Annotated in this window: 17 protein-coding genes; 13 read left to right on the top strand and 4 right to left on the bottom strand. The window is 71.7% G+C overall.

The genetic code is table 11. From position 1 onward, the window contains the following. Window positions 1–70: 70 nt before the first annotated feature. Complete coding sequence (locus QE399_RS07975; RefSeq protein ID WP_309827807.1) at window positions 71–1786, top strand: Hsp70 family protein; 1716 nt, start codon at window positions 71–73, stop codon at window positions 1784–1786. A 48-nt stretch (window positions 1787–1834) separates the two neighbouring features. Beyond that, a complete protein-coding gene (locus QE399_RS07970; protein WP_309827805.1) occupies window positions 1835–3184 on the top strand; it encodes a TonB family protein in 1350 nt (449 codons plus the stop codon). A gap of 51 nt (window positions 3185–3235) precedes the next feature. On the opposite strand, the gene QE399_RS07965 is transcribed toward QE399_RS07970, so the two are convergent. Next, the gene (locus tag QE399_RS07965; RefSeq protein ID WP_309827803.1) at window positions 3236–5215 is read right to left on the bottom strand and encodes a TonB-dependent receptor domain-containing protein; all 1980 of its coding nucleotides are present in this window, start codon (window positions 5213–5215) and stop codon (window positions 3236–3238) included. A 68-nt stretch (window positions 5216–5283) separates the two neighbouring features. On the opposite strand from QE399_RS07965, the gene QE399_RS07960 reads away from it, so the two are divergent. Then, window positions 5284–6075 (top strand): response regulator transcription factor, encoded by a 792-nt coding sequence (locus QE399_RS07960; protein WP_309827802.1) that lies wholly within the window; start codon window positions 5284–5286, stop codon window positions 6073–6075. A gap of 4 nt (window positions 6076–6079) precedes the next feature. Continuing rightward, a complete protein-coding gene (locus QE399_RS07955) occupies window positions 6080–7555 on the top strand; it encodes an ATP-binding protein (protein ID WP_309827800.1) in 1476 nt (491 codons plus the stop codon). A 71-nt stretch (window positions 7556–7626) separates the two neighbouring features. Here QE399_RS07955 and QE399_RS07950 read toward each other — a convergent pair whose 3' ends face one another. Both QE399_RS07950 and QE399_RS07945 read right to left on the bottom strand, forming a co-directional pair. Next, window positions 7627–8604: a tripartite tricarboxylate transporter substrate binding protein gene (locus QE399_RS07950; protein ID WP_309827798.1), complete on the bottom strand. Its 978-nt coding sequence runs from the start codon at window positions 8602–8604 to the stop codon at window positions 7627–7629. Window positions 8605–8608: 4 nt separating this feature from the next. After that, complete coding sequence (locus QE399_RS07945; protein ID WP_309831968.1) at window positions 8609–9784, bottom strand: M20 aminoacylase family protein; 1176 nt, start codon at window positions 9782–9784, stop codon at window positions 8609–8611. 245 nt (window positions 9785–10029) lie between these two features. Between QE399_RS07945 and QE399_RS07940 the strand changes: the two genes are divergently transcribed. The 3 genes from QE399_RS07940 (at window position 10030) to QE399_RS07930 (ending at window position 12877) form a co-directional block, all read left to right on the top strand. Beyond that, complete coding sequence (locus QE399_RS07940; protein ID WP_309827796.1) at window positions 10030–10569, top strand: DUF924 family protein; 540 nt, start codon at window positions 10030–10032, stop codon at window positions 10567–10569. A gap of 164 nt (window positions 10570–10733) precedes the next feature. Further along, window positions 10734–12011, top strand: a complete 1278-nt coding sequence (locus QE399_RS07935; RefSeq protein WP_309827794.1) for a putative DNA modification/repair radical SAM protein — start codon at window positions 10734–10736, stop codon at window positions 12009–12011. Next, entirely contained in the window at window positions 12008–12877 is an 870-nt protein-coding gene (locus tag QE399_RS07930; RefSeq protein ID WP_309827792.1) for a TIGR03915 family putative DNA repair protein, read from the top strand. The genes QE399_RS07935 and QE399_RS07930 overlap by 4 nt, the downstream gene beginning before the upstream one ends. A gap of 36 nt (window positions 12878–12913) precedes the next feature. On the opposite strand, the gene QE399_RS07925 is transcribed toward QE399_RS07930, so the two are convergent. Continuing rightward, window positions 12914–13261 (bottom strand): HPF/RaiA family ribosome-associated protein, encoded by a 348-nt coding sequence (locus QE399_RS07925; RefSeq protein ID WP_309827790.1) that lies wholly within the window; start codon window positions 13259–13261, stop codon window positions 12914–12916. A 247-nt stretch (window positions 13262–13508) separates the two neighbouring features. On the opposite strand from QE399_RS07925, the gene QE399_RS07920 reads away from it, so the two are divergent. From QE399_RS07920 to QE399_RS07895, 6 genes are all read left to right on the top strand, one after another. Continuing rightward, entirely contained in the window at window positions 13509–14381 is an 873-nt protein-coding gene (locus QE399_RS07920; RefSeq protein WP_309827789.1) for a gamma-glutamyl-gamma-aminobutyrate hydrolase family protein, read from the top strand. Between the two features lie 308 nt (window positions 14382–14689). Further along, a complete protein-coding gene (locus QE399_RS07915; protein ID WP_309827787.1) occupies window positions 14690–15304 on the top strand; it encodes a Csu type fimbrial protein in 615 nt (204 codons plus the stop codon). Window positions 15305–15356: 52 nt separating this feature from the next. Then, window positions 15357–15938, top strand: coding sequence for a spore coat protein U domain-containing protein (locus tag QE399_RS07910; RefSeq protein ID WP_309827785.1), 582 nt, complete (start codon window positions 15357–15359; stop codon window positions 15936–15938). Continuing rightward, on the top strand, window positions 15932–16810 hold the full coding sequence (locus QE399_RS07905) for a fimbrial biogenesis chaperone (protein WP_309827784.1): 879 nt from the start codon (window positions 15932–15934) through the stop codon (window positions 16808–16810). Before QE399_RS07910 ends, QE399_RS07905 begins: the two co-directional genes overlap by 7 nt. Then, window positions 16794–19235: a fimbria/pilus outer membrane usher protein gene (locus QE399_RS07900; protein WP_309827782.1), complete on the top strand. Its 2442-nt coding sequence runs from the start codon at window positions 16794–16796 to the stop codon at window positions 19233–19235. The genes QE399_RS07905 and QE399_RS07900 overlap by 17 nt, the downstream gene beginning before the upstream one ends. Beyond that, window positions 19232–20191 (top strand): Csu type fimbrial protein, encoded by a 960-nt coding sequence (locus QE399_RS07895; RefSeq protein ID WP_309827780.1) that lies wholly within the window; start codon window positions 19232–19234, stop codon window positions 20189–20191. Before QE399_RS07900 ends, QE399_RS07895 begins: the two co-directional genes overlap by 4 nt. Window positions 20192–20223: the final 32 nt, after the last annotated feature.

The raw sequence follows: 20223 nt of genomic DNA, 5'->3' as shown, positions 1-20223 counted from the left end.
AGGCCCCCCGTGGCGCCCCGTTTCCGGCGGGTGCGGCTGGGGCCGGGCCACGCACACGAGAAAGCGTTCCATGATCATCGGCATTGATTTGGGTACCACGCACAGCCTGGCAGCCGTCTGGCGGGAAGGCGGCCCCGTCCTGATCCCCAATCCGCTGGGGCAGGTCCTGACGCCCTCCTGCGTCAGCATCGACGATGACGGCGGCATCCTGGTGGGCCAGGCCGCCACGGAGCGCCTGCAGACGCACCCGGACCGCAGCGCCTCGGTGTTCAAGCGCCACATGGGCAGCGCCAAGGCCTACCGCCTGGAGGGCCGCGACTACCGCCCCGAAGAACTCTCCGCGCTGGTGCTCAAGGCCCTCAAGCTGGATGCAGAGGCTTTTCTCGGCGCCCCGGTCACGGAGGCCATCGTCACCGTGCCGGCCTACTTCTCCGAAGCACAGCGGCATGCCACCCGCGCCGCAGGGCGCATCGCGGGGTTGAAGGTGGAGCGGCTGCTCAACGAGCCCACGGCGGCGGCCCTGGCTTACGGCCTGCATCAGCGGGGTGCCGACACCCGCTTTCTGGTCTTCGATCTGGGGGGCGGCACGTTCGACGTGTCCATCCTGGAGATGTTCGAGGGCGTCATGGAAGTCCGCGCCTCGGCGGGCGACAACTTTCTGGGCGGGGAGGATTTCCGGGACGTGCTGGTCGACCAGTTCTTCGCACAGGCCGGGGTGCCGGACACGCTGCGCGGGGATGCGCTGTTCATGCAGCGGTGCGTGGAAGCGGCCGAGCGCGCGAAGAAGTCGCTCAGCCGTGCGCCGCAGGCACCGATGCAAGTGAGCGATGGCCATAACGACTACACAGCGGATCTGCACGAACCCGCCTTTGAAAGCGGCTGCGCGGCGCTGCTGCAACGCCTGCGCACCCCCGTGGAGCGCGCGCTGCGGGACACCCGCCTGCGCAGCAGCGAACTGGACGACGTGGTGCTGGCCGGCGGGGCCACACGCATGCCCATGGTGCGCAGGCTGGCCACCACCCTGTTCGGCCGCTTTCCCTCGTCGACCCTCGACCCGGACCAGGTCGTTGCCCTCGGCGCCGCCGTGCAGGCCGGCCTGGTGGCCAAGGACCAGGCGCTCGACGATGTGGTCATGACCGACGTGGCGCCCTACTCGCTGGGCGTCGAAGTGACCAAACGGCTGTCGGATGGATCGCTCTCGCACGGGCACCTCGACCCGGTGATCGAACGCAACAGCGTGGTGCCCGTCAGCCGCTTGAAGAACTATGTTCCCGTCCAGCCGGGGCAGAAGTCAATCCTCCTGGAGATCTACCAGGGGGAATCACGCATGGTGTGGGACAACATCCGCCTGGGCTCGCTCGAGGTCGCCTTGCCGCCCGGCGCAAGCATTGAAGCGTGCTCCACCGACGTGCGGTTCACCTACGACGTGAATGGCCTGCTGCAGGTGGAGGCCACCCTCCTGCACACGGGCCAGACGGCCAGCCTGGTGGTCGCAGGCAACCCCGGCCTGCTGTCCGAGGCAGAGATCGCCGAGCGGCTGAAGGCGCTCGAGCCGCTGAAGATCCACCCCCGGGAATCGACACCCAACCGCACCCTGCTGGCACGGGCGGAACGGATCTACCAGTTGCTCAAGGGCCCCGAGCGGGAGTGGCTCGACCTGCAGATCGCGGAGTTCGAGCGCGTGCTGGCCAGCCAGGACGAGCGGCAGATCGCCAAGGCGCGAAGCCTTTTGGGCCGGCAGATCGACACACTGGACCACCCTCCTGTGCTGGACGGCGAGCGATGACACCGTTCGCATCAGCCCGCCGCCAGTGGATGCGAAGGGCGCGCCACCATGCTTGAAAACGCAGGCGTGCAGGCGTATGCCACCCTGGAGGTGGAACCGGACGCCGATGAAAGGACACTGCGCCGCGCCTACGCCCGGAAACTGAAGGCGCTGGACCCGGCGCGGGAACCGGAGAAATTCCAGGAACTGCGCCAGGCCTACGAATGGGCGCTGCAGCGGGCACAGGCATCCACGGTTTCCGCCACCGACGCGAACGGGCTCGTGCCCCCGGCGCCGGAGCTGGGGACGCATGCCGACGCGGCCTGGCGCACCGCCCCGCCACAAGCCCTGTCGCCCGAAAGCGCCGCGACCGATGCCATGCAGCGGTCCACAGCACTCGCCCAGGCCGTCTTGGACGATGTCCTGGCCGGAGCTGCCGGGTTCACCAGCGAGGCGGAGGCCCGCGAGCGGCTTCGCACCGCACTGGCGCATGAAGCACTGCGGAACCTGGAGGCGCGGCTGCTCTTCGAAAGCGGCGTGACGGCGGTGCTCGCCAACGGCTGGCAGCCCGGCCATGAACATCTTTTCAAGGCGGCGATCGATGTGTTCGGGTGGAGAGACCAGCGCGCGGCCTTGGACGGGCTGGGCCATGCAGCCGCCGTGATCGACCAGGCCATCGAGGAACTGGAGACACTGGAGGCGCAGCCCTGGAAGGCCCGGGCGGCGCAGCAGGAACTCATTCGCCTGCTGCGGCAACCCGGTGCGCCGGACACCCGCCAGCTTCTGCAGTTCTCCGACCTGCTGGAGCGCCTGGAACGCCTGTACCCGCATTTGCTCGGGGTGATCACCTGCACCTCCCACATCGGGCGCTGGCAGCAGCTGCACCAGCAGATTCCACGCTGGCGAAAGCTCATCGGCCCCCGTTCGACCGCCCTGCCGCAGGCCCCGCAGCAGGGCCAGTGGACGCTGGATGTCAGCTTCCTGCGCACCCGCGCCGTCCCCTTGGCCGGTCTGCTGAGTGCCCTGACGGCCATCGCCATTCTGACGGCCCGAGTCTCCGGGACAGGCGACCGCCCGCCACAGCCCGCGGCGCAGCAGCCGCGGAGCAGCGATGCGGCGGGCCTGCTGCGTGAGCCTTTCGAGACCCCCGCCCCGCCCGCCGTGCTGCAGTATCCGGCGCAGGCCCGTGCCGAAGGGCTGCAGGGATCGGTGACCGTGTATGCCCTCATCGGCCCCGACGGCAACGCCATGTCCGCCAGCGTGGCGCAGAGTTCGGGGCACGGGATTCTGGACCAAGCCGCGCTGGACTTCGTGAACAAGAAGCGCTTTCCGGCGCCGGTGGGGCAGGACGGTCAGCCCATCATCAAGGCCGTCCGCATTCCCGTGCGATTCGTGCTGGAGGACGGCCGGCATCCCTGATCCGGCTCCACCGCTGCGGCCCGTCCGCGGTGACCGGCCTTTGGGAAGGCGTCAGAACGATGCCCGCACCCCCACCCACGCGCGCCGGCCGTAGCTGGTCTTGTCATAGGTGGCCGCGTCCAGCTGCTTGTCCCCCAGGTTGTAGAGCGCGGCGTTGACCGTGACGGCCGGGCTCCACTGGTAGCTCGCGCCCAGGTCCACCATGGTGTGGGCCGGCACGGCACCGGTGCCGAGGGTGGCGCTGTACTCCTTGCCGTAGTAGTTGGCCGCGCCCCAGAAGCTCAGGCGCGGCGTGGCCTTCCAGTCGGCGCGCAAATTGGCGGTGTGCTCGGGTGTCAGGCTCAGCGGCGCGCCGCGGTTGGCGCCGCTCTTTTGCTCGGAGTCGAGGTAGGTGTAGTTGGCCTTGAGCGCCAGCGCCCGCGTGGCCTGCCAGGTGCCGTGCAGCTCCAGGCCGGCGATGCGCGCGGTGTCGATGTTCACGCGGTCCATGCGGATGAAGCCGTTCCAGCGCTGGTCGGTGGTGACGGTGGAGAGCTTGTTCTTGAAGTCGTTGTAGAACACCGTGGCGCCCGCCGACAGATCGCTGCGGTTGGACCACAGCGCGCCGAACTCGTAGTTGGTGCTGGTCTCGGGCTGCAGATCGGGGTTGCCCAGCATCACGAAGCGGTTGCGGCGCAGATAGGCATAGCCCGGCACCACGGCGCGGATCTCGGGCGCCTTGAAGCCGCGCGACACGCCGCCCTTCAGCGTCCACTGGTCGGTGGCCTGCCAGTTGGCATACAGGCGCGGGCTGGTGTGCGTGCCGTACTGCGCATGGTGGTCCACGCGCAGGCCGCCCGTCAGGCGCAGCGCGTCGGTCAGCGACCACTCGTCTTCCACGAAGACCGCCTTCTGCACCACGCCGAAGGTGCGCCGCACGCGGTCGCCCAGGCCCTCGTTCCAGTCCTCGATCTCGCTGTCGTTCCACTGCACGCCGCCCGTGACGATGTGGGCCGCCCCCACCGGCGCCACCAGCTTGGCGTCGAACACGGTGTTGCGCACCTCGGGCTTGCGCTGGGCGAACGCGTCCTGGGTGGCCGAGCTGCCGTCGCTCAGGCCCCACCGGGAGCCCCGCTCCCACGCCAGCGACACCTCGGACGAGGCCCAGCCCCAGCGGCCCTTGTGGGTGACGGAGGCGTGGTCGCGGTCGTTCTCCTGCTCGCGCGTGGCCCAGTTGGCGCTGGGGCCGTCGCCGTTGTCCAGGCGCGTCACGCCCCCCTCCAGCAGGATGTCCTGCTGCGCCGACGGCGTGATCGCCAGGCGCGCCGTCAGGTCGCGGTGGCGCGCGCGGGTGAACCCTTCCGTGGTCTGCACGTCGTCGTCCGCCTGCCGGTTCAGCTGGCGGCCCCACAGCTGCAGACCCAGCACCTCGCTCTTCACCGGTCCGGCCAGGTAGAACTGGCCCTGCGTGGCGTTGCCGTAGCGGCCGTGCTGCTGGGCCGTGTAGTCCAGCCCCACCGAGCCGCCCCAGGTCGGGGGCACCTTGCGCGTGATGATGTTGATCACGCCGCCAATCGCGTCCGAACCGTACAGCGACGACATCGGCCCGCGCACGACTTCGATGCGCTCGATGGCCTCGGCCGGCGGAACGAAGCTCTGCTCGTAGCCGCGGTTGCCGTTGACGCGGGCATCGCGCAGGCCCTGGCGCTTGCCGTCCACCAGGATCAGCGTGTAGTCGGCCGGCATGCCGCGGATGGAGATGTCGGTCTCGTTGCTGTTGCCGTTGACCACCACGCCTTCCACATCGCGCAGGGCATCGGTCAGGTCGCGGAAGGAGCGCTGGCGCAGCGCCTCGCCCTGGATGACGCTGATGGAAGCCGGCGCCTGCTCGATCTGCTGCTCGAAGCCGGTGGCCGTCACCACCACACCGCCCAGCGTGGCCATGCCGCGCTCATCGGCCGCGGGTGCCGGCGCCGTCTGGGCCTGGGCCCAGCCCGCCAGCGCCATCGACACCGCCCACGCCACCGGACGCCTGGTTGAAACCTTGCGCATGGAATCCCTCTCTCATTGTTGGAAAATGAGAATCATCATCATCAACAACCCGCGTTTTTGGACCGCTTGTGACAGCCGCCGCCCCACCGCCCCACCCTGCAGCCACGCCCGCCCGCCTGCGCGTGCTGGTGGTGGACGACCACCCCCGCATCCGTGAGCCGCTGGCCGCCTTCCTGCGCCGCGAGGGGCTGGCGGTGGACACGGCCGGGGACGCGCGCACGCTGCTCAGCCTGCTGGACCTGCACCGCTACGACGCCGTGGTGCTGGACGTGATGCTGCCCGACGGCGACGGCAGCCAGCTCTGCCACCGCATCCAGGCCGCGCAGGGCGTTCCGGTGCTGCTGCTGACGGCGCGCTCGGGCGTGGAGGACCGCGTGCACGGCCTGGAGCGGGGCGCGGACGACTACATCGTCAAGCCGTTCGATCCGCGTGAGCTGCTGGCCCGCATCCGCGCCGTGGTGCGCCGGCGGAGCCCGGCGCCCGCCGCGCGCACCGCGCCGGCCCCGCCCGCACCCACGCGCTGCTTCGCCTTCGCCGGCTGGCACTTCGATGCCGCGCGGGCCTGCCTGCGCCCGCCGGCCGGCCCCGTGCAGCGGCTGGGCGATGCGCAGGCCCGCCTGCTCGAAGTGCTGCTGCACCACGCCAACAGCGTGCTGAGCCGCGATCAGTTGCTCGACCTGACGCGCACCCAGGGCCGCGAGGGCGACGCCGCCTATGACCGCACCATCGACCGGCAGATCAGCCGGCTGCGTGCCCAGCTGCACGATGCCGCGGCCGAGGCGCCGCTGCTGCGCACCGTGCGCGGGGGTGGCTATTCGCTGGTGGCCCGCGTGGTGCCCGCGGACGCCGCGGAGACCTGAGCCGATGCCGCCCGCGCCCGGCGCTGTCGCCACGTCCCATACATCTGCCCCGGCCGGCCGAGGCCTGGGCCTCGCCTGGCAGTACGGGCTGCTGCTGGTGGTGGCCCTCATCGCGTCGCACGGCATCGCGATGGCGCTGCTGCAGCGCACCGGCGCGCTGATCCACCCCATCTCGCGCGAACAGGCCCTGGCCACGCTGGCCACGGCCCACGCGCTGGCGGGCGACGGCGGTGCGGACGCCGACCGCCGCACGGGCCTGCTGGCCCGCCAGGCGTCGCAGGCCGCCCACCTGTGGCTGGCAGCCACGCCCGCCGTCGCGCCCTTCGCCATGCAGCCCGAGGAACGCCGCCTGGCCGCCGACCTGCGCACCCGCCTGGCGCTGCCGGACGGGGCCGGCGTGTGGATGCAGCTGGAACGAGCGTCCGGCGAGGACGCCCGCGCCGGGCTGCTGAGCCTGGCCGCCTGGGAGCCGCTGCACCTGCGCGCCAGCGTGGCGCTGTCCGGCGCCAGCGGTGCGGCCGGTACCGGCCGCTGGGTCAATGCCGATCTGCGGCTGCAGGGGCGCTACGACTGGTCGCCCACCCTGCGCTACATGCTGCCGGCCAGCATCCTGCCGGTGCTGGTGGCCGCGCTGTGGCTGGCCTGGCGGCTGGTGCGCCCGCTGCGCGACTTGATCGCCGCGGCCGCGCGCGTGGACTATGGCCGGCCCCAGCCCGCGCTGCCCTTGCGCGGCCCGCGCGAGGCACGCGAACTCACGCGCCAGTTCAACGCCATGCAGCAGCGCATCGCCCGGCACCGCGACGCCCGCACGCGCCTGCTGGCCGCCGTCAGCCACGACCTGCGCACGCCCGTCACCGAGCTGCGCCTGCAGGCCCAACTGGTGGACGACCCCGCCCTGCGCACCGGCCTGCTGGAGAGCGTGGCCGAGCTGGAGGCGCTGGTAGCCACCACGCTGGACTTCACCCGCGCCGATGCGCAGGCCGAGCCGGCCGCCGCCACCGACATCGCGGCCCTGCTGCACACGCTGGCGCAGCGCTACCAGCAGCGCGGGCAGGCCGTGTCGGTGGGCGCCTGCCCGTCCCCGCTGGTGTGGCGCTGCCGGCCGCTGGCCCTGCGGCGCGCGATGGCCAATCTGGTGGAGAACGCCCTGCGCCACGCCGGCACGGCCGTGGTGCTGGAAGCGCAGGCGTACGGCGACGCCGGCACCGGCGCCGCGCCGCACGCGCTGGAGATCCGCGTGCTCGACACAGGTCCGGGCATCGAGCCGGCGCAGCTGGAGCAGGTGCTGGAGCCCTTCCACCAGCTGGACGGCGCGCGCGGCCCGGGCCGCGGCGGGGTCGGCCTGGGCCTATCGATCGCCCTGGAGTGCGCGCAGACGCAGGGCGGCACCCTGGCGCTGCACAACCGGGCCGGCGGCGGGCTCTGCGCCACCGTGCGGCTGCCCGCCGTGCTGCCAGCGCCGCCGCAGGCAAGCACCTGAGATTTAAAGCCTTTTCGGCCTCTAGCGCTTATCCATTAAGCGCACATAGCTACAAAAACAATAGCTTTCGATCAATCGATACGCACCCCGGCCGCTTTCACCAGCTGGCCGGCCGCCACATCGTCGGCGCGCAGCAGCGCCTGGAACTCGGCCGCGGGCAGCGTGCCGGCCTCGACGCCCACGCGTGCCAGGCGCTCCTGCACCACCGGGTCGGCCAGCACCTTGCGCACGGCGGCGTTGATGCGCTCCACCTCGGCCGGCGGCGTGGCGGCTGGGGCGAGCAGGCCCAGCCAGGTGTCGAAGGCATAGCCGGGCAGACCGGACTCGGCCACCGTGGGCAGCTCGGGCAGGAAGCGCGAGCGCGCCGTGCCGGAGTACGCCAGCAGCTTCACGCGCGGGTCGCTGCGGAACGGGATCATGCCGATGGTGGCGCCCGTCACCACCTGCACGCGGCCGGCCAGCAGCTCGGTGGTGGCGTCGCCGGTCGACTTGAACGGAATGTGCTGCAGCTGGATGCCGGCCTGTGCGGCCAGCGACGCAGTGGCCAGGTGCGATGCGCTGCCATTGCCCGCCGAGGCGTAGTTGAACGCGCCGGGCTGCGCCTTGGCCTTGGCGATCAGGTCCGCCACCGAGGTGATGCCGGACGCGGCGGGCACGCCCACCACGTAGCCCGAGCGGCCCAGGAACGAGACGCCGACGAAGTCCTTCACCGGGTCGTACGGCAGCTTGGCGTACAGGTGGCTGGCCAGGTGGTGGCTGGCGGCGGCCAGCACCAGCGTGTTGCCGTCCGGCGCGGACTTGGCGACCTGCGCCGTGCCCAGCGTGCCGCCGGCGCCCGCGCGGTTGTCCACCACCACGGTGGCGCCCAGGGCCTGGCCCAGTTCGTTGCTGAAGGTGCGGGCGACGGTGTCCTGCGTGGCGCCCGGGCCGAAGGGCACGACGATGCGGATCACGCGCTCGGCCTGCGCGGCGCCGGCCAGGCCCAGCAGCAGGGTGGCGGCCAGCACGGCGCGGCGGGACGGGGCGAAGGAGGATGCGGAGAAAGCCATGGGGTCAGGTCCTGTCGGGGTGGAGCCACCGCTCGGCCAGCCGCACGAAGTAGCTGGCGCCGGTGGCGAGGATGTCGTCGTTGAAGTCGTACGACCGGTTGTGGATCAGGCAGGGGCCGCTGCCGTGGCCGGGCAGGCGGTGGTCGCCCGGGCCGTTGCCGATGAAGGCATAGCAGCCGGGCCGCACCTGCAGCATGTGGGCGAAGTCCTCGGCGCTGAGCACGGCCGGGAACTGCTCGTCCACGCGGTCGTCGCCCGCGATCTCGCGCATCACCTCGGCGGCGAAGCGGGCCTCGGCCGGGTGGTTGACCACGGGCGGCGAGGCGCGGCGGAACTGGATGTCGGCCGTGCAGCCATGGGCCCGCGCCGTGTGCTCGGCCATCGTGCGCAGGGCGGCTTCGATGGCGTCGAGCGCGGTGACGGAAAAGGTGCGCACCGTGCCGCCCACCCAGGCGGTGTCGGGGATCACGTTGGGCGCGTCGGAGCCCTGGATCTGCGTGACGGCCAGCAGCGCCCGCTCGCGCGAATCCACATGCCGCGCCACGATGGTCTGCAGCTGCTGCGCCAGGTCGATGGTGGCCGCCACCGGGTCGATGCCCGTGTGCGGCAGCGAAGCATGCGTGCCGCGCCCGGTGAGCGTGATGCGGAAGGTGTTGCTGGACGCCATGAGCGCCCCGTGGTTGAGCGCGAACGCGCCCACGTGCTCGAGCGCGAAGTTGTGCAGGCCGAAGACGGCGTCGCACGGAAAGCGATCGAACAGGCCCTCGTCGATCATCTTGCGCGCGCCCGCCTTGCCCATCTCCTCGGCCGGTTGGAAGATGAAATGCACGGTGCCGGCGAAGTCCCGCGTGCGCGCCAGGTGCCACGCCGCAGCCAGCAGCATGGTGGTGTGGCCGTCGTGCCCGCAGGCGTGCATGCGGCCCGCGTGCTGCGAACGGTGGGCGAAGTGGTTCTCTTCCTCCAGCGGCAGCGCATCCATGTCGGCGCGCAGGCCGATGGTGCGGGGGCCTGCGTGGCGGCCGTGCAGCACCCCCACCAGCCCGGTGCCGGCGATGCCCGTGTGCACCGCGATGCCCCACGCCCGCAGGCGCTCGGCCACCAGGGCGCTGGTGCGGTGTTCTTCAAAGCCCAGTTCGGGGTGGGCGTGCAGGTCGCGCCGCAGGGCCACGAAGGGGGCCATGTCGGCAAAGCTCTCGGTCAATCGTGGCAAGGGGGCTCCGCTGTCCCCGGCGGGGCGGTGTCGAACGCGCCGCATGCGCCAGGGGAAGCGGCGGATTCTGCGGAGCGCGCCCCCTTAAGAGAACGATAAAAAACGCATAACCAATCTCGTTTTCCGGCCATAGGCCTTGGGCGAGCAGGCGATGCGCCCGGGCCAGGCCCGCCCTGCCCTGCCATGCCCTGCCGCAGGGCCGCGATACTGTCGCCATGACTCCACAAGACGTTCTGCACTTCTGGTTCGAACAGAGCACGCCCCAGCAATGGTTCCAAAAGGACGCGGCGTTCGACGCGGCCATCCGCGATCGCTTCACGGCGTTGCATGCCAGCGCCGCCCGGGGCGAGCTGTGGGCATGGCGCAGCACCGCCGCCGGCCGGCTGGCCGAGATCCTGGTGCTCGACCAGTTCTCCCGCAACCTGTTCCGCGACGACGTCCGCGCCTTCGCGCAGGACGGCATGGCCCTGGTGCTGGCGCAGGAGTGCGTGGCGCGCCAGGACGACGCCGCCCTGGCGCCGCAGCAACGCGCCTTCGTCTACATGCCGTACATGCACAGCGAATCGCTGCGGGTGCAGGAGGCTTCGGTGGCGCTCTTCACCGCGTTAGGCAATGCCAACAACCTCGACTTCGCTCACCGCCACCACGTGATCGTGGAGCGCTTCGGCCGCTTTCCCCACCGCAACGCGGTGCTGGGGCGCACCTCGACGGCGGAGGAACGTGCGTTCCTGGAACAGCCGGGCAGCTCGTTCTGATCTGTGGCTGCAACTTTTGAGTCAAATCGGCCTCCGGCGCTTATGGATCAAGCGCAAGCAGCTATTCATAAGATAGCAAAGCGACGCTGACGGCGGCGGGATGCCTGTGGTGGCTGGAAAGCCCCAGGCTTTCCATGGACGGCAAATCACTGTAAATTCATACAGTGAACACCGAATCCAAGCTCGCCATCCTGGCCGACGCAGCCAAGTACGACGCGTCCTGCGCCTCCAGCGGCACGACGGCGCGCCACTCGCAGGGCGGGCGCGGCATCGGCTCCACCGAAGGCATGGGCATCTGCCACAGCTATGCGCCGGATGGGCGCTGCATCTCGCTGCTCAAGATCCTGTTCACCAACTATTGCCAGTACGACTGCCTGTACTGCGTGAACCGCGTGAGCAGCAACGTGCCCCGGGCCCGCTTCGCGGTGCAGGAAGTGGTGGACCTCACGCTCGACTTCTACCGCCGCAACTGCATCGAGGGGCTGTTCCTCTCCAGCGGCATCATCCAGAGCCCCGACTACACCATGGAGCGCGTGGTGGAAGTGGCCCGCGTGCTGCGCGAGGAGCACGACTTCCGCGGCTACATCCACCTCAAGACCATTCCCGACGCCTCGCCCGAGCTGCTGCAGCGCGCCGGCCGCTATGCCGACCGGCTGAGCATCAACATCGAGCTGCCCACGGCGCAGGGGCTGGAGGCGCTGGCGCCCGAGAAGAACGGCCCCGCCATCCGCCGGTCGATGGCGCGCGTGGCCACGCACATCGCCGACGCGCGCCAGGCGCGGGCCGAGCAGCAGCGCACGGGCCAGGTCGTCTCGCTGCCAGGGCGCACGCGGCGGGCGGCGGCGCCCGTCTTCGCCCCCGGCGGGCAGAGCACGCAGATGATCGTGGGCGCGGACGGCGCGGACGACCGCACCATCCTCACCGCCAGCGCGCAGCTGTACACCGGCCTGCAGCTGCGGCGCGTGTACTACTCGGCCTTCAGCCCCATTCCCGACGCATCGCGCGCGCTGCCGCTGCAGGCCCCGCCGCTGGTGCGGGAACACCGCCTCTACCAAGCCGACTGGCTGATGCGCTTCTACGGCTTCCGGCACGACGAGATCGTGCCGCCACGCCAGAGCGGCATGCTGTCGCTGGACATGGACCCCAAGCTCGCCTGGGCGATCGGCCACCCCGAGCACTTCCCCGTGGACCTGAACACCGCCGTGCGCGAACGCCTGCTGCGCGTGCCCGGCCTGGGCGTGCGCACGGTGGACCGGCTGCTGGCCGCCCGCCGCGCCCGCGCGCTGCGCCACGCCGACCTGGCGCGCCTGCATGTGCCGCTGGCCAAGGTGCTGCCCTTCGTCACCGTGGCAGACCACCGGCCCGCAGAACGCCTGCGCGACCCCACCCGCCTCACCGCCCTGCTGGCTCCGCCGCCGGCGCAGGGTGCGTTGTTCGCATGAGCGCCCCGCTGCACGGCATCACGCTCGCCCACCCAGCCGACTGGGCAGGCTTTCGCCAGTCGGCCCGCGCCTGCCTGCAGGCCGGCCTGGCGCCCGAGGCAGTGGAATGGCGCGTGCAAGGGGACGCGGAAGACAGCCTGTTTGCCGCCGCGAATGCCGGCGCAGAGGAGCGCCTCCCTGCCCTGCCGCTACCAAAGAGCGAAGGGGAAACGGCAACGGCGCTGCACGTGCCACGCGAACTGCTGGCCCTGTGCGAGTCCTGCATCCTGCACCGCCATCCGGAGCGGTTCGCGCTGGTCTACCGGCTGCTGTGGCGCCTGCAGCGCAAGCCCGGCCTGCGCCACGACGCGCTGGACCCGGACCGCGTGCGGCTGGCGCGCATGGCCGCCGCCGTGCGCCGCGACATCCACAAGATGCGCGCCTTCGTGCGCTTCCGGCCCGTGACTGGCGACCTCGGCGCTGAGCCCTGGCACCTGGCCTGGTTCGAGCCCGACCACTTCATCACCGAGGCCAACGCCCGCTTCTTCGTGCAGCGGTTCACGCAGATGCGCTGGGCCATCCTTACGCCCGACTGCAGCCTGCGCTGGGACGGCCAGGCGCTGGAAATAGGCCCGGGCGGCACGCGGGCCGATGCGCCCGCGGCGGACGCGGGCGAATCGCTGTGGCTCACCTACTACGCCCACACCTTCAACCCGGCGCGCCTCAAGCTCGCCATGATGCGGCGCGAGATGCCCACGCGCTACTGGAAGAACCTGCCGGAAGCCCCACTCATCGACGGCCTGGCGCGCGGCGCCCACGAGCGCAGCGCGCACATGGTGGCGGCGCAGGCCAGCACGCCGCAGCGGCGCATACCGCCACGGCGGTAGCAGCGGCGGAGGGCGTCCACCTCCGCTGCTACGGACTCAGCCCTCGGCGGTGCGGATGGTTTCGCGGCCGTGACGGTCCTTGAGGCGGCCCAGGTCGGTGTCCAGCGCGCGGGCCAGCTTGTCGACCGCACTCAGGAAGGCATCGGCCACCTTGTCGGCTTCGGCGTTCACGGCCAGGGGCTGTCGGCCGGCGACGCGCGTCTCGATCACGCAGCGCTTGTCCGCTGCGCCGGACTTGCCGGCATCCACATCCGACAGGAAGACCTCCACCCGCGTCACATGCTCGCGAAAGCGCGCCAGACGGTTGCCGGCCTCTTCCTGGACCCAGCGGCTGAGCGATTCGCCGCCCTGGATGTGGTCGTCGGTGTTCACTTGAATCTGCATCGTGTTCTCCTGTGGTGGATGATCGGCCCGCCAGGATGACCTAGCGGGATCGGCCATCCCATCATGCCCAGACTGCGCCGTCACTGCTTGATACGCGGCAACCGGGCGGGTGAATGCGCCTGCCACCGGGCTGCGGCCGGCTCCTACACCTGCTCACCGGTCACCGGTGCTACAAATTTGGGATGCGCATCCCCCCTCGTCACGCCCTTGCCGGCCCCGGTGCAGCTGCCTTGCGGAAGCCTGCCCCATGAGCGCCTCCAAACGACTCAAGATCGGACTGTCCGCGTGCTTCTCCCACGCTGATCCGGCACGCTCGCTGTTCACCAACAAGACGCTGCAGTACGTGGAGCAGTCGATTGCGCACTGGATCATGTCGGCCGGAGCCATGGTGGTGATGGTGCCGTGCCCCACCGGTGAGACGGCGCGCGGCGACGTGACACTGGCCCACTACGCGGAGTGGCTGGACGGCGTGGTCATGCACGGCGGCGCCGACGTGTGGCCCGGCAGCTATGGCGAGGTGCCGCTCAAGGACGCATGGCTGGGCGACCGCGTGCGCGACCTGTACGACCTGGCGGTGGTGGAGGCTTTCGAGCAGGCCGGCAAACCCATCTTCGGTGTCTGCCGGGGCCTCCAGCTGATCAACGTGGCCTTCGGCGGCACGCTCTACCAGGACATCGAGACGCAGCACCCGGGCGCCATGCAGCACCGCAATGCCGCCACCTACGACCAGCACGTGCACGAGATCGATCTGGTGCCGGGCTCCCGGCTGGCGCGCATGTACCCGAACCAGCAACGGGTGGTGGTCAACAGCATCCACCACCAGGGCATCAAGAACCTGGCGCCGGGCTTCGAGATCGAGGCCTGGAGCCACCCGGACGGCGTGCCCGAGGCCATCCGCCGCCGGCCCGCGCGCGGCCGCGGCTACATCGCGGCGACCCAGTGGCACCCGGAATTCCGCACGCCCGACGCGTCCACGCTGGACGACACGCCCATCCTGCACGACTTCCTGGCGGCGTGCTCCATGTCCAAGCTCCGCCCGCTGCCGGGCCACAGCCCCTTCCAGATCCGCGACCGCGCTGCGCGCATGCTGCGCCAGGCCCTGTTGCTGCGTCGGCGCTGACGCTGACGCGGGGCCACTCCGCCCCTCCGCAGCACAGGACGCTACGACCCTTTGTAGGCCCGGGACGCGCAGGGACGCAGGACATTCCCGGCAACGGACCAGGGCTTTCCGCCTATTTTTCGACTTTCCAAAAATAGGTAACATCCTCTCAGACAGGTTTCCAAGCGGCGCAGACCGCAAGCCCAGGACAACTCCTGGGGCAGCGCCCTTCGTACAGGGGCGCATCCGCCAGCCCGTGATGGGCGCCTGGGGGGTGGTCATCCCGCGGCGTGTATCCGGCATCGATTTTTCGTCCAGAGGAGAAAACGATGGAAGAGAGACACCACGTCGCACCGCCCGGGCTCCAGAGGCTCCGGCGCGGCCGCCCCGCAGCACTGGCCCTTGCCGCGCTGCTGACAGTTTCAGCGGCCGCTCCGCTGGGCGCCGCCACGCTGTCGGGCGTACTGGCGGCCCGCATGATGCTCACCTCCGGCTGCGTGATCAACGGCGGCCCGGGCACCGTGGCCGGCGCCGACTTCGGCACGCTGGACTTCGGCACCCGACCGGCCACCTTCGTCGGCCCCGTCAGCGTGACGGCGAGCGGTGGCGAGGGCGGCGCCGGCGTCACGCAGATCGTCTGCTCGCCGGAGATCACGGCCTTCAGCATTTCCATCGACGGCGGGGCGCATGCCGGCCAGGGCGCCGGCATCGGCACCGGAAGCCGTGCCATGTCCAATGGCGGGGCCTTCCTGCCCTACGACGTCTACCGCGATCCGGGCCACACCATTCCCTACGTCGCTTCCACGGCAATCACGGGCATTGCGGTGCCTTCGGCGGGCAATCCCTTCGCGCTGCCGATCTATGGGCTGGTGAACAAGACCAGCGCCGTGGCGCTGCCGGCCGGCGCGTACACGGACCAGCTCCAGGTCACGCTCACCTTCTGATTGCCACCGCCCGGGGCAGGCCGCACGCCGGCGCCCCGGCAGGAGACCCGCCATGCGAACCGCCCACCGCCGTGCGACACGGCCCGGGCGGGGCGCCGCTTCGCCGGTGCCCCGGACCCTGCTCGCCCTGCCTCTGCTGATGCTGCAGGGGGCACCGGCCGTGCCGGCCTCGATCCCCACCACGGGCAGCTTCGCCGTGAACGCCGCGATCGTGCGCGGCTGCGTCGTCGCAGGTGGCGGCGGGCAGACCACGGGACTGGATTTCGGCACCCTGGATTTCGGCACCCACTCCGCCGTGCGCGTGGGCACGGAGACGCGGCTGGCCGGCTCCGGCAGCGGCGGCCAGGCGCGCATCCAGTGCACGCCCGGCACCACTGTCCAGGTCACGGCCGACGCCGGACAGCACGCCCTGGGCCCGCAGCGGCGACTCTCCAACAATGCCGGTGCGTTCGTCCCCTATAGCCTGCAGCTGGCCGCCACACCCGCCACCGCATTGCTGCCGAACGTGCCCGCAGGCCTCGCGCTGGAAGCCACGGCGGCTGCGCTGCCGCTGCAGGGCACCGTCAGCTTTCCCGGCTTCGGTCTGCCTGCCGGGGCGTACTCCGACACGGTGCAGGTGACCCTTTCATGGTGAGCGCTCGCCACGCCGCCGCCCACCCGTCCCTGGGCCGCACCCCCTCCGGGGGCCTGGCCCGGGCTGTCGCCGCTCTGGCCTTCGCGCTCTTCGCATGGGCCCCGGCCGCGCACGCCGCGGCCCCTCTGATGATCTGGCCGGTGGACCCGGTCATCGCCGGGGAGCAGCGGGCCGTGGCCGTGTGGGTCGAGAACCGCGGCACCACGCCCGTTGCGCTGCAGGCCCGCGTGTACGCGTGGCGGCAGGAGAACGGCGACGACCAGTTCACGCCGCAACAGGCCGTGGTCGCCAGCCCGCCCATCAGCCAGATCCCTCCGGGCGCGCGGCAGATGGTGCGCCTGATCGCCACGCAGTCCGTGCCGGCAGGGCAGGAGCAGGCGTTCCGCGTGCTGCTGGACGAGCTGCCCGGGCCCACGCCGGCCATGGAGGCCACCGCCGACGCACCCCAGGCGGCCCCGTCGGCGCCCCAGTTGGGGGTGAAACTGCAGATCCGCTATGCCATTCCGCTGTTCGTCTACGGCCCCGGCACGCTGGGCCCGCGCATGCCGGCCACGCATGCGGACCTGCTGGAGCGCCTGGCCGGCAACGGCACCCTGGAGCCGGCGCTGCATTGGGCGGTGGAGAGCGGCCCGCAGGGCTCGCAAGCGCTCGTGGTGCACAACACCGGCCCCGGCCATGCGCGGCTGACCGCCGTGCGCTGGCGTGCCGCCAACGGTGCGGACGCCGTCGTCACCCCCGGCCTGCTGGGCTACGTGTTGCCGCACAGCGAGCGCCGCTGGACGCTCGACCAGCCCCCGCCACCCCAGCCTGCGCTGCAGGCCACCGTGAATGGGCGCGAGGCGCCGATGCAGCCCCGTGCCGCCGCGCGATGACCCCGCACCCCGTCCCGCCGTCTGCGCCCGCCGACGCCGGTGGCTGGCCCTGCTCGCCTGGGTGCCCCAGGCGCTCTGCGCGGGCGACCTGGGCAGCACGACGCCACCGCCACCCGCCGCCGATGCAGCGGCTTCTCCGGCCCTGCTGTTCCTGGAGGTGGACGTGAACGGCCGCCCCACCGGCGAGCTGGTGCAGGTGCGCCAGCGCGGCCCGCACTTCGAGATCGACGCCGCCACGCTGCGCCGCCTGAACGTGCGCACCGACCAGGCCGACGAAGCCCTTGTGGCCGTGGACGCCCTGCCGGGCGTGCGCGTCGCCTACGACAGCCTGGCGCAGCGCCTGCGCATCGACGTGCCGCCCGAATGGCTGCCGGCGCAGACGGTGGACCTGGGCCTGGAAGGCCGGGAGGCGCAGGCCGTTGCAGGTGGCACGGGGCTGCTCATGAACTACGAGCTGTACGCCACGCGCACCGAGGGCCGTGACGCGGCGACGCTGTGGTCGGAGCAGCGCTGGTTTGGCGAGCACGGCGTGCTCTCCCACACCGGCATCGTGCGGCATGCCGATGGTGGCGGCAACGGCTATCTGCGCTACGACACCGCCTGGTCGGACGTGGACACCGCCGACGCCACGGGCTGGACGGTGGGCGACCACATCACCGGCGCCCTGCCCTGGACGACCCCGGTGCGGCTGGGCGGCGTGCAGTGGGCGCGCAACTTCGCCGCGCGGCCCGACCTCGTGACCTATCCGATGCCGCAGTTCGCCGGCCAGGCGGCCGTGCCGTCGGCGGTCGAGGTGTTCGTCAACGGCTTCCGCGCCGGTCGCCAGCAGGTGCAACCCGGGCCGTTCACGCTCGGAGACCTGCCGGCCGTCAACGGCGCCGGCACGGCCTCGGTGGTCACCACGGATGCGCTGGGCCGGCAGGTGGTGACTGCGGTGCCCTTCTACGTGAGCAGCCAGCTGCTGCGCCCCGGCTGGACGGACTATGCGCTGTCGCTCGGCGCACTGCGGCGTGGCTACGGCCTGCGCAGCTTCGGCTACGGCGCGCCGCTGGCCACGGGCGTGGCGCGGCGGGGCCTGAGCGACAGCGTGACGGTGGAGGCCCAGGCGCAGGCCGGCCGCGGGTTGGCCGTGCTGGGAGCGGGCGGGCTGATGCGCTGGGGCACGCTGGGGGTCTTCAATGCATCGCTGACCCACGGCCGGGCGACCGGCCACAACGACCTGGCCGCAGACCGGCCCGGCGGTTGGCAGTGGAGCGCAGGCTACCAGTACCTGACGCCGCGCGGCGGCATCACGCTGCTGGAGACGCGGCGCGGCGCCGGCTTCGGCGATGCGGCCAACCATGCCGCCGACGCGCTGCAGCCCAACCAGCGCACGCGCCAGATCAACGCCAGCCTGGTGCGCGGCGTGGGCTCGCTGGCGGCCGGCTGGGTGGATCTGCGCGGCGCCGGCACGCAGCGCAGCCGCGTCGCCTACGCCAGCTACAGCACGCCGCTGGGGCGCGACGCGTTCTTCTCGCTGACGGCCGGTCGCACGGTGGAAACGGGCGAGATGCAGGTACGCGCGCAGCTCACCTACCTGCTTGACCCGCTGCTCACGGCGCAGGCGGGGATCGCGCGGCTGGGCGACACCGCGCAGGGCGAGGTCGGCATGCAGCGCAGCCTGCGCAGCGACGGCGGCGTCGGCTGGCACCTGGGGCACACGCGCAGCGGCTCCACGGGCGGCAGCGTGGGCCGGAACTACCGATTGGCCAGCGCGCAGTACCAGGGCCGCTACGGCCTGGTGCAGGGCGGGCTGTTCGGCTCCTCGGCGGGCACCACGCACTGGGCGGGGGCTTCGGGCTCCGTCGGGATGATGGATGGTTACGCCTTCGCAGCCAACCGGGTGACCGACGGCTTCGCCCTGGTGTCCACCGAGGCCCCCGGCGTGCCGGTGACCTTCAACCACCAGCCCGCCGGCACCACGGACGCCCGGGGCTACCTGCTGGTGCCCAACGTGCCGGCCTACTACCCGGCGCGCTACGCGATCGATCCGCTCTCGCTGCCCGTGGACGTGCACACGCCTGCGCTGGAGCGCCGCGTGGCCGTGGCGCAGGGCCGCGGCACCCTGGTGCACCTGCCGGTGCTGCGCCAGCACACGGCCACCCTGACGCTGGTGAACGCGGCGGGCGCCCCGCTGCCGCCGGGCAGCACCGTACTGCATGAGCAGGGCCAGGTGCCGACGGTGGTGGGCTGGGACGGCGTGGTCTACCTGACGGCGCTGCAGCCACGCAACACGCTGCGGGCCCGCATGCCGGACGGCAGCGCCTGCCGCGCGGCGTTCACCGAAGCCGAGCACGCGGCACGGGGCGACCTGCGCGTGGTGTGCCGCGCAGAGGGCGACAAACCCGCTCCCGCTGCGGGGGCGGCACGGAAAGGCAGGCCATGAAGCACACCCGTCGCTGGTGGCGCCGGCTCGCCTGGGCCGGCGCAGCCGTCCTGGCAGCCGCCTGCCGCCCTGCGGCCGCCGACTGCGTGCCCAGCCAGACCGGCGGCAACCTGGGCAGTGTGCCGTCGCAGCGGGTACTCGGGGGGCCGGCCATCAGCACCACGGCGCAGTTCACGTTCGGCTGCGGCGGCCTCGTGCTGTCGGTGCTGGGCACACCGACGCTGCAGGCCCGCTTCGTGAGCCCCACGACCGGCCTCACGCTCAAGGACGGCACCAAGCCGCCCATCCCCTACCAGATCACCAACCTGGGCGGAGCGACCTACACGCAGGGCCTGCTGGTGATCAACGCTAGCGGCTCCAACGTGCTCTCCCTGCTGAGCAACAGCATCACCTCGGTGCCGCTGCGCATCACGACCACGGTGGGGCCCAACGTGCCCGCGGGCACCTACACGGACACCATCACCGTGAACTGGACCTACGCCAACCTCTGCGAGGGGCTGCTCGGCGTGGGTGGCCTCTGCGTGGGCACGCCGCGCAATGGCAACACCAACCAGCTGCTCACCGTGCAGCTGGTGGTGACCAACGATTGCACGTTTGCGGCGCCGGATGTGCAGTTCGGCGCCGCGCCGCTGCCAGTAGCCTTTCCGGCCGTGGCCGGCAGCGTGGCCGTGACCTGCACCCGCGGCCTGTCGATCACCGTGGGCCTGGGCCCGGGCACCTACCCTGCGGGCGGGCGGCGGCAGATGGCCAATGGCGCCAGCCGGCTGGCCTACGACCTGTTCCGCGGCGACGGCAGCGTGTGGGGCACGGCAGCCGGTGCCCGCGTGGCGGGCACGGCCCTGACGGATGGGCTCACGCCCATCGTGCTGCCCTACACGGCCCGGGTGTATGGCGACCAGGCCCCGCCGCCGCCGGGCGTGTACCAGGACAACGTGGTGGTGGACGTGCAGTTCTGAAGCACGGCACGCCCGGGGCCGCCGTGGCCAGG

It is taken from the genome of Paracidovorax wautersii (assembly GCF_031453675.1).
In the GTDB taxonomy this organism is placed as follows: domain Bacteria; phylum Pseudomonadota; class Gammaproteobacteria; order Burkholderiales; family Burkholderiaceae_C; genus Paracidovorax.
This window is presented reverse-complemented; position numbering and strand designations above follow the sequence as displayed.